This window comes from Bacillus pumilus (assembly GCF_024498355.1).
Taxonomy (GTDB): Bacteria; Bacillota; Bacilli; order Bacillales; family Bacillaceae; genus Bacillus; species Bacillus pumilus_P.
In genome coordinates, this window is record NZ_CP101833.1 from 701,919 (window position 1) to 717,016 (window position 15,098).

Annotated in this window: 7 protein-coding genes; 6 read left to right on the plus strand and 1 reads right to left on the minus strand. The window is 38.6% G+C overall.

Annotation, left to right across the window (positions count from 1 at the left end; genetic code table 11):
• Positions 1–73: 73 nt before the first annotated feature.
• A complete protein-coding gene (locus NPA43_RS03385) occupies positions 74–3,292 on the plus strand; it encodes an efflux RND transporter permease subunit (RefSeq protein WP_256499370.1) in 3,219 nt (1,072 codons plus the stop codon).
• Positions 3,293–3,322: 30 nt separating this feature from the next.
• On the opposite strand, the gene NPA43_RS03390 is transcribed toward NPA43_RS03385, so the two are convergent.
• Positions 3,323–4,276 (minus strand): nucleoside hydrolase, encoded by a 954-nt coding sequence (locus NPA43_RS03390; RefSeq protein ID WP_256499371.1) that lies wholly within the window; start codon positions 4,274–4,276, stop codon positions 3,323–3,325.
• A 180-nt stretch (positions 4,277–4,456) separates the two neighbouring features.
• Here NPA43_RS03390 and NPA43_RS03395 point away from each other — a divergent pair, with 180 nt between their 5' ends.
• The 5 genes from NPA43_RS03395 to drmB all read left to right on the plus strand — a co-directional run bounded on the left by NPA43_RS03395 (position 4,457) and on the right by drmB (position 15,009).
• A complete protein-coding gene (locus NPA43_RS03395) occupies positions 4,457–5,365 on the plus strand; it encodes a diacylglycerol kinase (RefSeq protein WP_099727350.1) in 909 nt (302 codons plus the stop codon).
• Between the two features lie 61 nt (positions 5,366–5,426).
• On the plus strand, positions 5,427–6,803 hold the full coding sequence (gene rlmD / locus NPA43_RS03400) for a 23S rRNA (uracil(1939)-C(5))-methyltransferase RlmD (protein ID WP_256499372.1): 1,377 nt from the start codon (positions 5,427–5,429) through the stop codon (positions 6,801–6,803).
• A 685-nt stretch (positions 6,804–7,488) separates the two neighbouring features.
• Complete coding sequence (gene drmE, locus NPA43_RS03405; protein ID WP_256499373.1) at positions 7,489–9,885, plus strand: DISARM system-associated protein DrmE; 2,397 nt, start codon at positions 7,489–7,491, stop codon at positions 9,883–9,885.
• A gap of 8 nt (positions 9,886–9,893) precedes the next feature.
• Positions 9,894–13,253 (plus strand): DISARM system helicase DrmA, encoded by a 3,360-nt coding sequence (gene drmA / locus NPA43_RS03410; RefSeq protein ID WP_256499374.1) that lies wholly within the window; start codon positions 9,894–9,896, stop codon positions 13,251–13,253.
• Entirely contained in the window at positions 13,243–15,009 is a 1,767-nt protein-coding gene (drmB, locus tag NPA43_RS03415) for a DUF1998 domain-containing protein (protein WP_256499375.1), read from the plus strand. Before drmA ends, drmB begins: the two co-directional genes overlap by 11 nt.
• The last annotated feature ends 89 nt before the right edge of the window (positions 15,010–15,098 follow it).

Genomic DNA, 15,098 nt, shown 5'->3' on the forward strand with positions numbered 1-15,098 from the left:
GCATTGTATATCACCGTTTATTATGATATAGAATGACCAGTCAGTCAATACATAAAGGAAAATGGAGGACATAATGAATTCGATCATCAATTTTGTATTAAAGAATAAGTTCGCTGTATGGCTCATGACGATTATCGTAACAGTTGCTGGTCTATATGCCGGATTGAATATGAAGCAAGAATCAATCCCGAATATCAACACTCCAGTCATTACGGTTTCTACAACGTATCCTGGCGCAACGCCGGACGAAGTATCAGATAAGGTGACCGATCCAATTGAGAAGTCTATTCAAAACCTCAATGGGGTCAAGGTGGTCACATCCAATTCCTTTGAAAATGCCTCATCGATCCAGGTCGAGTACGATTACAACAAAGACATGGATGAAGCAAAGAAGGAAATTGAAGATGCCATTACTAATATCAATTTTCCGGAAAATGCAGAAAAACCAAAAATCGCACGCTTTAGTATCAATGCGGTTCCAATATTGGCACTCAGTGTATCTGGTGATAAAGAATCATTAGAAGAACTGACGAAAAAGGTGGAAGATGACCTTGTTCCTTCACTTGAAGGATTAGATGGCGTATCTTCTGTCGAAGCTTCAGGACAGCAAATCAAAGAAGTAGAATTTTCTTTTAAACAAAAGAAATTGAAAGAATACGGTTTAGATGAAGAGACCGTCCAAAACATGATCAAAGGCTCTGATGTGAATGTACCATTAGGTTTATACACATTCGGCAACAAGCAAAAATCAGTTGTCGTGGACGGCAATATTTTAAGCGTCAAAGATTTGAAAAACATGCGAATTCCAGTCACACCAGGTGCTAGCGGCAGTGCGGGAAGCGCTGGAGCACCTTCTAACGGCTCAGGAAATGCAGGTGCGCAAAGTGCGGAGCAGCAGGCTGGAAGTGCAAGTCAGCAGCAAGCAGCAGCTCAGCAGCAAACAGGTGGAGGTTCAGCAAGCAGTCAATCTGTAGAGCTGCCGACAATCAAGCTTTCTGAGATTGCGGATATTAAAGTCGTCAAGGATGCAGAATCGATTTCTAGAACAAATGGAAAAGACAGTATCGGTCTGCAAATTGTAAAAGGCTCTGACGCCAACACAGTGAGTGTGGCAGAAGAAGTCACAAAAGAGCTTGAGAAATTCAAAAAAGATAACAAAGGAATCAAAGTAAGTACCACATATGATCAAGCAGAACCGATTAAAGAGTCTGTCAGCACAATGCTGAACAAAGCCATCATCGGAGCGATCTTTGCGATCATTATCATTCTATTGTTCCTTCGAGATATCAAATCAACATTAATCTCGGTTATTTCAATTCCGCTATCTCTGTTGATTGCAGTTTTAATATTAAATCAGCTGGATATCACACTAAATATCATGACACTTGGTGCCATGACCGTCGCCATCGGGCGTGTGGTCGATGACTCCATAGTGGTCATAGAAAACATTTATCGGCGAATGGCGTTAAAGGATGAACCGTTAAAGGGGAAAGCACTCGTCAGAGAAGCCACAAAAGAAATGTTTATCCCGATCATGTCTTCGACGATTGTCACAATTGCGGTCTTCTTACCGTTAGCACTAGTGGGTGGAATGATTGGTGAACTATTCATCCCATTTGCATTAACGATTGTGTTTGCTTTACTTGCTTCACTGGTAGTAGCCATTACGATTGTTCCAATGATGGCACACAGTCTATTTAAAAAGAATCTGTATGGACAAGCGAAAAAGGTAAAAGAACATAAACCAAGCAAGCTTGCCGGCGGTTATAGACGTGTACTCAATTGGACACTCAACCATAAATGGATCACATCAGGAATTGCGATTCTCATGCTTGTCGGAAGCTTATTCTTAGCACCACTTGTCGGTGTCAGCTTCTTACCACAGGAAGCAGAAAAGACGGCGATGGTGACATATACACCTGAACCAGGGCAAACGAGAGAACAAGCAATAGATGAAACGAAAAAAGCAGAAGAATACTTAATAAAACGTGACCATGTTAACACGGTTCAATATTCACTAGGATCTTCAAATGCACTCACAGCAAGTGTAGGAGGCAACTCTAACGGTGCGTTATTCTTTATACAATATGATGAGGACACACCGAATTTTGATAAAGAAAAAGATCGCGTGGTCAAAGCTCTGCAAGACAAAGCGTCTAAAGGGGAATGGAAATCACAAAACTTCTCTTCTGCTGGCGCAAGTAATACGGTGACGTACTATGTGTACGGTGATAAAGCAAGTGATATAGAAGGCACAGTAAAAGATGTCGAAAACATTTTAAAAGATGAGAAAAACCTGAAAAACGTCAGCACAAGCTTATCTGAGAAATATGACGAATATACGTTTAATGCAGATCAAGAAAAACTGGCGAAGCTAGGTCTAACTGCTTCACAAATTGCACAGGCGATTGCTCCTCAAAACAGTGAAACAACACTGACGAAAGTAACAGAGGACGGCAAAGAACTTGATGTGAAGCTTCAAACGGAAAAAGATGAATATAAGAGCAAAAAAGATTTAGAAAATAAAAAGATCACAACACCGACAGGGCAACAAGTCCGAATTGGTGATGTTGTTAAAGTGAAGGATGGCTCAACAGCAAATACGGTGACAAAGCGTGATGGAAAAATCTACGCAGAAGTGTCTGGTGACATGACAACAGACGACGTATCAAGTGTGACACAAGATGTTCAGAAGAAAGTCGACAAGCTTGATTTGAAATCTGGCGTAACGATTGACACAGGCGGCGTAAGTGCGGATATCCAGGAATCCTTTACACAGCTTGGGCTAGCAATGCTTGCAGCCATTGCTATTGTGTATCTCGTTCTCGTCATCACATTTGGCGGAGGTCTAGCACCATTTGCGATTCTCTTCTCGCTCCCATTTACGATTATTGGCGCACTCGCTGGATTGTTTATAGCGAAAGAAACCATCAGCTTAAACGCCATGATTGGATTGCTCATGCTGATCGGGATCGTTGTGACAAATGCGATCGTCTTGATTGACCGAGTGATTCATAAAGAACAAGAAGGTCTATCAACAAGAGAAGCTTTACTTGAAGCAGGTACAATAAGATTACGTCCAATCTTAATGACTGCACTTGCGACGATTGGTGCATTATTGCCGCTCGCATTAGGTTTTGAAGGCGGAAGCCAGATCGTATCAAAAGGACTTGGTGTAACCGTTATTGGTGGATTAACAAGTTCTACACTTCTCACATTGGTCATCGTTCCAATCGTGTATGAAACCTTAAGCAAGTTTAGACGTAAGAAAAAGTTCGCAGACGAAGAGTAAGAGGAAGCCCCGCTCATTGGCGGGGTTTTTTTATGTGGAAATCTGACAAACAGCTTTTCTCATGAGTTCTTCAAACGCTTGGAAAAAGGCATCACGATCGACATGGTCAATAACTTGAATGGATTTTCCATCTTGATGCTCTTCGGTACGACCTTGCTTTGGTGTTTCGGTGTAAACGATCGCATTCATCTCCTTTGAACGGGTAAATGAGGTGGAAGCAAGAGTGATGGTCGTCAGCACATCCCATAAGTAGTAAGTTGAGTTCGTTTCGTGATGAATGAGTGGCGGACAAAAGGCATAGCACTGTCCGATAAAATCAATCCCAATATGAGAGCGAAGGGAAGCCCAGCGCTGGCGTACATCAAGTGTAAGCGGGACTTGATTCGTGCTTTCAAGTGCGACCATTTCAATAGGAAAGCGCTCCTGGAAAACAGTGCTGACAGCATAAGGGTCCCAAAAGGCATTCCATTCTGCTGTTCCATCATGCTCGGGTTCTTCTACATTGCCCTTTTCAAGAAAGGTGCCGCCCATCCACACCAATTTCTCAATTTTATTAGAGATCGAGGGATCCTCTTCTAAAGCGCGTGCTAGGTCTGTGAGCGGTCCTGTAAAGAGCAGGGTGACAGGCTCTGTTGCCTTTTTAACAGTTTCAATTAGATGAAGGTGTGCTGGAAGTTTGGATACTTTCGTATCAACAGCGCCTTTTTCATTTAAAATCGGCAGTGCGTCTACATAAAAGGCATGCATGCGCCATTCCTTTGGAAATGGATTCACGCCTCTAGAATTTGAAGCAGCGACTTCAATTTCATAAGGGCTAAATCGGTCAATGATTTTTTGAGATGCGCTCAGCGCAGGCTCTAAATAACAATCAGCAGGAATCACAGACAGCCCAATGACTTTCAGATGCTCCATTTGAAGGAGCAGAAATAAGGAGACAAGGTCATCCACACCGCCGTCATGATTGAAATAGACAGGCTTTTTCATGGCATACCATCCTTTTCATCGTTTTCTTTTATCTTATCAGAATGCTTATCTGTTGAGGGAAACGTGCCTGAGATTTCAAATATTAGGTGGTTGTTCTGTTGCCATTTTCAAAACTCATAGTATAATTAAAGGTTGTTAGTGGTGAAAATAGATTGCATAATGAATATAGGATGATGATGAATGAAACGTGCTCGAATTATATACAATCCGACATCTGGGCGTGAACTCTTCAAGAAGAATTTACCGCAGGTTTTGCAAAAATTTGAACAAGCTGGCTATGAAACATCTTGTCATGCAACGACATGTGCAGGAGATGCGACACAAGCAGCAGAAAAAGCCGCACAGAGAGATTTTGATTTAATTGTAGCAGCAGGTGGAGACGGCACGATCAATGAAGTCGTCAATGGACTAGCACCGCTTGATAAAAGACCAAAATTAGGAATCATTCCAGTTGGAACGACAAATGACTTCGCAAGAGCACTTGGAATTCCAAGAGAAGATATTTTAAAAGCAACAGATGCCATTATTGATGGTGTAGCAAAGCCGCTTGATATCGGTAAAGTCAATGGCCATTATTTTATTAATATTGCTGGCGGCGGCCGGTTAACAGAGCTGACATATGAGGTGCCTAGTAAGCTGAAGACAATGCTTGGACAGCTTGCTTATTATTTAAAAGGCATGGAGATGCTACCTTCCATCCGCCCGACAGAAGTCGAAATTGAATATGACGGCAAATTATTTCATGGAGAAATCATGCTGTTTCTTGTTTCACTAACAAACTCAGTAGGCGGCTTTGAAAAGCTGGCACCAGATTCCATTCTAGATGATGGGATGTTTGACTTGATTATTTTAAAGAAGGTCAACCTAGCAGAAGCCATTCGAGTGGTCAGCCTTGCACTTCGAGGCGAGCATATTCATGATAACAATGTCATCTACGCAAAAGCGAATCGCGTCAAAGTAGATGTAAAAGATAAAATGCAACTCAATTTAGATGGTGAATACGGCGGCATGCTGCCAGGTGAATTTGAAAACCTGTATCGCCATATTGAATTTATTATGCCAAAAGCAACAGCTGAAAAAATAGGGTGAAGATTGAACTTGGTTCCTTATGGCGACCAAGTTTTTCTTTGCAAATGAGGTGATAAAATTGGTGAAAATGAAACCCCCAGTTCAAAAGAATGAATATTACAATGTAACCTTCGAAGACTTAACGCACGAAGGTGCTGGTGTCGCTAAGGTTGAGGGCTTCCCTGTCTTTGTACCGAATGCCCTCCCGGACGAACAAGGGAAAATCAAAGTAACGCGTGTCAAAAAAGGATTTGCTTTTGGACGACTTATGGAGCTGACAAAGGAAAGTCAGCACAGGCAAGATGCGCCATGTCCCATTTACAAGCAGTGCGGCGGCTGTCAAATTCAGCATATGAGCTATGAAGGCCAGCTGCTATTTAAACAGAAACAAGTAAAGGACGTATTAGAGCGGATCGGCAAGCTTGATATGAGCCGTGTAAAAGTTCATCCTGTAATCGGCATGGAACAACCATGGAATTACCGAAATAAAGCACAAGTTCCAGTTGGCGAACGGGAAGGCGGGCTTGTTGCAGGATTTTATCAGCAGCGTACCCATGAAATCATTGATATGGAAACATGTCTGATCCAGCAGTCAGAAAATGATGCAGTGGTACAAGCAGTAAAAGACATTTGCAATGCGTTCGGCATAAAAGCATACAATGAAGAGCGGCACAAAGGCTGGCTGCGTCATGTCATGGTTCGCTACGGCATCGCAACAGGTGAAATGATGGTTGTTTTTGTGACAAGAACGGCTGATTTTCCGCAAAAGCAACAGGTGATTGAGCAGATTATAGCACGCTTCCCACATGTTCGGTCAATTGTGCAAAACGTGAATTCAAAGAAAACAAATGTTATTTTCGGCGATGAAACGACCGTTTTGTGGGGAGAAGAATACATTTATGACACGATTGGCGACATCAAATTTGCTATTTCAGCCCGCTCGTTTTATCAAGTGAACCCAGCTCAAACAAAGGTGCTTTACGACAAAGCGCTTGAATATGCAGAGCTGCAAGGCGAAGAAACCGTCATCGATGCGTACTGCGGAATCGGTACGATATCCTTATTTCTCGCACAAAAAGCAGGCAGAGTATATGGCGTTGAAATAGTGCCAGAAGCGATTGAAGATGCAAAACGCAATGCTGCATTAAACGGGATTAACAACGTTGAATTCGCAGTCGGCGAAGCAGAAGCCGTCATCCCAAACTGGTACAAAGAAGGCATCAAAGCAGATACGCTAGTTGTCGATCCGCCAAGAAAAGGCTGTGATGAAGCACTGCTTGATACCATTTTAAAGATGAAACCAAACCGCGTTGTGTATGTGTCCTGTAATCCTGGGACGCTTGCTCGTGATTTGCGTATTCTTGAAGATGGTGGGTATGTGACGGAGGAAGTGCAGCCGGTGGATATGTTTCCGCATACGAGTCATGTGGAGGTTACAGTAAAACTTGTTTTAAGGTAACCAAGTTAGCTAAACGATACTCGGTTAAGAGGTATGAGTGAGGAAAGAATATATTTTACTTTCTTCTCTCAGGCTTCTATTAAAATAATTTGTATTGAATTTTCCTATTAAATATTAATATAGAAGTGAATATTGTTATTTAAGAGTTTAAGCCGATTAAGTGTATTACTAGTATAAACATAATTATGAAAATTTCTTCTGTTCTTTATTCAATTAAAATTTTAAAATCAAAAAAGTTAATTGAATAAAACAAGTTAATCTCCCTGGAAAAAAACAGATTAATGTTTTCATGCAAAATTTATTAGTGATCATATGAATGTTTATTTATCTAATAAGTCACTTAGCAAATGCAAAATGATATTTTTGTGGAAATATCATTTTTTGTAGAAGCATAAAATAGATTTCCTCATTTATCAAAACCTCCCCTCAAAAGATAGTCTAAAGCGTTTAACTAATTCCTTAAGTAATATTTGAAAAATTGAAAAGCAGCAGTTTACTTTTGCAAATCCATTAGATGTGGTCAATATAAAAAAATATCCTAAATAATAATTGGAAAAACATAAGAAGAAATAAGTGGTCTTATATCCAATAAATACATAGAAGTACTGGGGTTTTGTTGGTACAATAAGGTTATAAAATTTAATTTTTATATAATATTGGAAATAAAGAAAGAAGGAGATAGCTGTTGTTTAGCACAGTAGACAAGCCTTTAGTACATTGTAGAGTACATGAGCAAATGCTTTTTCGATCAGAAGAGTATATGGTTGATGATATTGTTGAGTCTCTGTTGCATGAGGAAAACATAATACTTTGTACGTCTAGAAAGTACATATTTTCATATCTAATTTTAAAAACACTTATTATGGATGAAACAATTGGCTTTCAGAAAAGAGAGAACCCATCTAAACGGTCAGAAATTCTGGTAATAACCAATCGATTTGAGATGTTAGACTTCTTGGGAAATTGCTCTGTAAATACAGAGAGACTTTTTCAAATTTGCAGTAATATTCATCGATACATTGGGTTTTGCAATATGGGTGACGAATACTTTACTAGAGTGTATTGGAGACATATTCTTTACCATTACTACGAAGGTAATTTGCCTCAAGAGGTACCTTTTCACTACGTATTCCCTGTTGCCTCAGGATATCGCAAGTTTAATGCTCTTGCTAGAGGAAACAGAAATGCATTGGGGAGAAGGGATAGTCAAAACCCCACAATATATGTTACAGAGAATTTGGAGATGCTCAAAGAACAGGAGCAGCGATTTGATTATATATTTGTAGATTGTTCTTACATAAAAAAATACATACCGCATTTACCTAAGGGCACTTTGTTGTTTTTTGACAATCCTTTAGATGACCGCATTCAATATCTACAAAAAAACTCGATTAAGAATTATATAGTAGATAGGGTGTGTCTTGAGAATATTGATGAAAAAGAATTAGGACAACCCATGCAGATTATAGAAGATTCATTACAAAAAATGAGCATTCATTCACTCAATGTTGAGTATGTTAAAAGTAGTTTTGAGCAGGAAATTGAGCGTCTGATATATCTATTAGATAAATTAAGAAAGACTGGATTTTCAAGATATGATTCAAATATTGCAGCAAAACTAATATATATTTTAATAAGACTTCCTATCAGTGCTGAATTTTACGATTTGATTGTATTAATGCAACCACATCGAGAAACAATTCAAGGATTGCTCCAAGAACTAAAGGATAGTGAAAATCGTTATGAAAATAATTTTTTTGAAGAAATAATCTTATTATTTGAGGATATTTTGTACAAAAATTCTCTTGATCACTCTAATGTAAAGGGAGAGAAATTAAAGGAATCCATTTTAAACGAAGTAAAGCAGGGAAAAAGTGTTTGTGTGGTTTCGAATAGTCGTAATAATCAACTTGCTCTAAAAGAGTACATCTCGTTGGCAATGGGGATACAAACAGAGGACCTGTCAAAATATGATTTACAATTCTTTGTATCGAAAGATATATATTCCCAAGATATGAATTTGCACTGTGATTCTCTTTTTTTGTATTCTGCAATAAATTTCAAAGATTTACAACCTTTGTTGAAGATTTCTTATAGAAGAGCCACATTATACCTTTACAAATCAGAAATTAATTTAATTACTCAAAAATTAAAAAAGATAATAGATGCAAAAAATTATGCGTTAAGTCATTTTGTTCAAAACTCAGGTCAACTGGATAGTACTAATTTATATAAGTATCTTTATAATAGATTCAACAAATTTTCTCGTCAAAAAGTTATTAGCTTAAATAGTGAAGCTGCTGATTTGTTGGAGAAAAGCACTTCTGTGTTCCCTAGAGTTTTCCGTGGGGAGAAAGATTACAAAGGGACTGATGCTGTGAAAGCGACTTTGGTCCGTTTTACAGATGGGAGCGTATCCTTCTTTACCAAGAAAAGTGCAGTTTATGTTCTAGATAACAAGAATAAGCGAGTTACACATAAATATTTTCATGAGATAGGATTAAAAGACTCTATTTTATTTGTCGATAACGATGCTAGAAAAGACTTGTATAGAATATTCATTCAATCTATTGATGCTAAAGACACTAGTAAACAAGCATATTTATCCATAAAGAAATGGAGAGAATTATATGAGGAAAAGTTTTTGGAAAAACGGATGGACGATGATAGGTTATTCAGATTAATGCGATCTGCAGGTTGGAATAAAACCACAAAATCTGTTCTGCGAAACTGGAGGACCGGATATAGCTATGGTCCGCGGGACAAGGAGGATATTATAGTATTAGGTGAGGTCCTTGGTATAAATTCTTTTGTGGAAGATGTCCATTTTTATTACAATGCAATGTCGAAAATTAGACTGGAGAGACGCAAAGCTTCTAGAATTTTAAATAGATTGATTTATTCCTCAAACCAAATTCTTGGTAATGAGGAAGAAGCAATATTGACCAGATACAATCTTACTCTAGAACAGTTAAATGAATCCGTTGTTACCAAAAGAATGAAGGAAATTGTTTCAGACAGGATGTATTACATTAAACCTGCAGAAGTTGGTCTTTTATACAATGTTGATTCCAAGGAGTGAATGTATGAATGAGTAAAGAAGAACGTGCAATGTATAAGAAAGTTCGCCGTATTATGGTTAGTGATTTAAAAAGGGATTTAATTGGTCCAGCACATGATGAGCCTGATGTGATTTATGAAGCACCATCGCAGGCATATATTACGGGAATTTTATATCCTCTTGAATCCGAAATCGAAACAGAAGAACTTTTAGAAGATGTTCAATTCGCTGAGGTGTACGATGAACCTAAGGGTGGAATGGAAGAAGATATGGAACATCAAAGTAATTCTGAACCTGTACAAGAAGCTGCAGAAGAGAAGATTACAATGAATAAAAAGTTCAAGCATCAAAACTCTATGGGAATACGGTGCTATGTACGACAAACAACAAACTATTTACGTGCATCAGTTGCATGGGGGCGTTATACATCATCTAAGAAGTTTGACTTTGAAAGAAATAGAGAAGTTATCGTATGGACACGTCAAATTGAGTGTTTTGAAGAGTCAATTTCCTTGTCCTCATTCGATCAGAATATTGATATTTCTCTTACAAAGGAAGTATCACTTGTCATTAGCAAAAAAAAGCTTTCAGATACAGATGTATTCCTAATTTCAGCTTTCCTCGTAAACAAACGAGTCGATAAGAATAGCAATAATGCAATGTTCCAGTGTGAACTTACTCTATTTAATGAAGAAGGGAAAGGTGTTTTCTTATGTGAAAACGAAGCTAGGAAGGACAAAAATGATTTTAGTGAATTTCTATATCGTAATAAGCCTGTGTTTGCAAAAGGATTCGGATGTGCTGTTACTTGGAAAGCAGAAAGTAGCAACTACGCAAGTGAATTAAAGTCAGCATTTATCCCAGAGCATGAAATGGAGAGTATGAGCACTGACTCACCGTACGATGAAGTTTATGGAGATCTCCCTAAAAGTTATTTTTCTATTAAGCAATTTGCAGAGAGTAATAACAAATGTGAGATTATGGATAAACTAGAGAACTTAGCAAACAGATATGAGAACTGGATTAACAAGTTGTCTGCTGACGAAGTAGTAAATAAAGAAGCAACTGAACGAGTTATTAAAGATTGCAAAATAACATTAACGCGTATGAAAAAAGGCATTGAGCTTTTGGGAAAAAAAGGGGATAATAATGCATTTGCTGCTTTCAAATTTATGAACACAGTTATGCATACACAGGATGCTATGAAAAGGTATTCTAGAAATAATATGATAACCACACTAGAGAATGAGATACGCAAGGAAAATTTAGAATGGCGGCCGTTTCAGTTGGCGTTTATTTTGCTTAACTTAGAGGGGTTAGTAGACCCTAAGTCAGAAGATCGTAAAATTGTAGACCTTCTTTGGTTCCCAACAGGTGGAGGTAAAACTGAGGCATACCTAGGTATTTCTGCTTTTCTATTGGGATATAGACGACTAGTTGCTTCTACTAATAGTATTTATGAGCGTGATGGTGGTGTAACAATTCTTTTAAGATACACTCTACGCCTATTAACTACCCAGCAACGTGACAGATTAATGCGAATGATAAGCGCATGTGAGTATACACGTCAAAAAAACAAAGCCTTTGGACAGACAGAGTTTTCAGTTGGCTTCTGGGTAGGGGGACAAGTGACGGTAAATAAATTAAATGACCTTACTGAGAATCAGTACTATCGTGACAGGGATAAGGTATTAAAGGAATATGACAAGATTGAAAAGCAGGTAATAGAATGCCCATGTTGTGGGGCAAAGGGCTTAAAGTATAAATTTTTGCCAAGTCGAGACACCAAGACAAAAAAGACAGGAATTAATATCTTCTGCAAAAATGAATCATGCTTCTTTTCAAAAACACATATCCCAGTTTACTTGGTTGACGAAGAGATTTATCGTAAATTGCCAACTGTGATTATCTCCACAGTTGATAAGTTTGCACGGCTACCTTGGGATGAAAAGACCGCAGCTTTATTTGGAAAAGTAAATAGATTATGTGAGCGCTGTGGCTATATTGCTGAGGGGGAAAATCACCAAAGATCCCATCGAAACCCTAAGGCTAGTGTTCAAGACGTTAAACCATTTTATCCGCCAGAACTTATAATTCAGGATGAGTTACATCTCATAACGGGGCCATTAGGGACTGTATACGGAGGGTACGAAACTGTTATTGAAGAGTTAAGTACAGCTCAAGAAGGAAAAGATACTATTAAGCCAAAGTACATTGCTGCGACTGCAACAATTAAGAATGCTGAGGTGCAAGTGGAAAAGGTGTTTGGAAGAAAACTAACACAGCAATTCCCGCCTTCTGGATTGAAGGTGGAGGATTCTTTCTTTGCACGAGAAAGAAGCTTAGATGAGTTCCCATTTAGGCTTTATGCAGGTGTTTGTGTATCTGGTCATTCAATGAAAACAGTACTACTACGTATATATGCAGTGCTGCTTCAAACAACAGAGCACCTTTTGGAAGATGAAGCACTTTCTAAATATGTTGATCCGTTTAGAACTCTTGTTGGTTATTTCAATAGTATCAGGGAACTTGGTGGTGCAGTCCGTTTGTTAGAGGATGATATAAAAAAGAGAATTCAAACCCTACAGAAGAAGTATAAGTATAGTAAGCAGAGGTACATAAGCCGTAAGCCAGAACTCACCTCACGTGTGCCATCAAGTAGAATTCCTAAAGTATTGGAGCAGCTGGAAAGGGAGGTAGGCAACGAGGAATTAGATGTGGTATTGGCTACAAATATGATTTCTGTAGGGATGGATGTTGACCGTCTAGGACTCATGGTCATTACAGGCCAGCCAAAGCAAACTTCTGAGTACATACAATCATCTAGCCGTGTAGGTCGTAGCAAGCCTGGACTTGTAATCACTGTGTACAACCCGTACCGTCCTCGTGACATGTCGCATTATCAGAATTTTAAGAGTTATCACCAGCGCTTATATCATTTTGTAGAGGGAACTACTGCAACACCATATGCTTCCCGGGCTAGGGACCGTGTTTTGCACGCAATTGCAGTTGCTTTGCTGAGATTAAGCTATCCAGAATTGGCAAAGAATGTAGATGCCAAGAATATAAAGGATATGGATATGAAATATATCAAGGAAGTAGTTAAAAAGCGTGTATCTACTGTGGAATATCGAAATGTTTCAGATACTATGGATCATTTACAACATTTTTTAGAAGAGTGGATTAATCTGGCCAAATCGGAAGACAATTTGCAGTATTACTTCCATCCTAATACAAAACATGCAAGGATAGAGAGTCGTCCTCGCTTGTTAGCTCGTTTTTCTGAGGATAAAAAATATGGCGGAAAGACTACACTCGATTCAATGAGGCAAGTAGAGGGGACATCTTCGTTGTATATTTATGAAGGGTGGAATAGCAGTGAAGAATGAAGTAGGGGAAGTCCGACCAGGACAATTAATTACAACATACGGTCCAGGAGCAATTATGGATTCTGTAAATGATTCACTTATGATATTGGATATAAAGTATTGGATTAATAATGATAATAATGAGAAGATATACGATAAAAATTTGATGACCTTTCTGAAAAAGGATTTCTTCAAGAGAATTCCATCTAAGAATTACAAGGATTTGCCAGCAATTCCATTTCCAAACTACCACGTGTGTAGCAATGTTAAATGTTCGCGTCTCTTTGACATTAGAGATAATTTTATAATGAGCGAATATCTTAAAGGTGGCCCCAAGTGTCCAGATTGTTCACGAAAGTCGTATCCTGCTCGCTTTGTGGTTTCGTGTCAGGAGAATCACTTAGATGATTTTCCTTGGAGATGGTGGGCACATGGTAAGCAGGAGACGGATTGTAAAGGGAAATTGCGTTTGTGGAGTACAGGGAATACATCTAGCTTGGATTCGCTGCTTATAGAGTGTGAATGTAAAGAGAGGAAAAGCCAGAGCCTTAGAGGGGCGATGCAAGTCAGTTCTTTTGAGGGCTACAGGTGCACAGGAAATCATCCTCATAAACTGAATAAAAGGTCGATTTGTAAAAAGTCAGAGTATGTAATTCCATTACAGCGGGGTGCTTCAAATGTATATTTTCCTGCTTTGAGAAGCGCCATTGCTATCCCTAGCAATGACAATAAGGATATTAATTTCGATGAAATTTTGGTTTCAATTGAAGAAAATCCCAATACTTACGAGAAACTTTTGGGGGATAAGTGGTATCATCGGTTCTACAGAGAACACCTAAATGACCGTAGTGAATTTCTTGATGCCGAGGATTTCTTTGAAAAATGGACAGCATATCTTAATCAGTCTAAAATAGAAGAGCAAATTGAGTATAATCAGATCAAAGAAGCTGAGTATAAAGCTTTTACTGCATTTGATAGTAGAGTAAAAATTGGTGATTTTGAGGCTGAAGTTGAAATAGTACCGAATGATTTTCAGCTCTACTTCAATAAAATTATAAAGGCTCACAAGGTGAAGGAGATTCTTGTGCTTCTAGGGTTTATGAGAAATGATAGCCCAGAACCAGATGTCAATGAACCAAAGGAAATTGTTTGGTTAGAGTCAGATGGGTATGATAACTGGTTGCCAGCAGTTGAAGTGCATGGCGAAGGGATTTTTATTGAATTTAATCAAACTACTATAAGCAAGTGGCTCGATGAAAACAGTGAACTTCCAAAGCGGTCAGAGAAGTTTACATCCTTATATGCAAATTGGATAGAAAACAAAGGATGGGAAGTACGTGATGAAAAAGACGTCGTGTATGTTATGCTACATACATTTGCCCATCTATTAATTAAGCAGTTATCCTTGCAATCAGGATATTCATCAGTAGCTATTAAAGAAAGAATATATTGTGGTAAGAACATGGCTGGGGTCCTTTTGTATACTGGTAGTACTGATCAAGAAGGTTCCTTAGGTGGCTTGGTAGAAATGGGGAATATAGATAAGCTTCGCCCACTTATTATGGAGGCGCTTGAAGAGGCAATATTCTGTTCTAACGATCCATATTGTTCCAGCTTAGAGCCGAGTGAAGATAACCAGTTAAATGGCTGTGCCTGTTTTGCTTGTTCCATGGTTGCTGAAACTTCATGTGAAACAGGAAACCGATTATTAGACAGGTCATTGTTAGTAAAAACAATAGACAGTAAGTATTCTCCATTCTTTAAGGGATTACTGTAGATGGAAAAAGTGGAACGCTTTCATATTGTAATCCTCCCAATTCAAGGTGTTTTTTTAAGTCTTAGATAATGGAACTGTACAAAGAATTT

Excerpts from the sequence above, each read along its gene's own strand:
- NPA43_RS03385 (WP_256499370.1), top strand. The coding sequence starts at position 74 with ATGAATTCGATCATCAATTTTGTATTAAAGAATAAGTTCGCTGTATGG.
- NPA43_RS03390 (WP_256499371.1), bottom strand. The coding sequence starts at position 4,276 with ATGAAAAAGCCTGTCTATTTCAATCATGACGGCGGTGTGGATGACCTT.
- NPA43_RS03395 (WP_099727350.1), top strand. The coding sequence starts at position 4,457 with ATGAAACGTGCTCGAATTATATACAATCCGACATCTGGGCGTGAACTC.
- drmA (WP_256499374.1), top strand. The coding sequence starts at position 9,894 with ATGAGTAAAGAAGAACGTGCAATGTATAAGAAAGTTCGCCGTATTATG.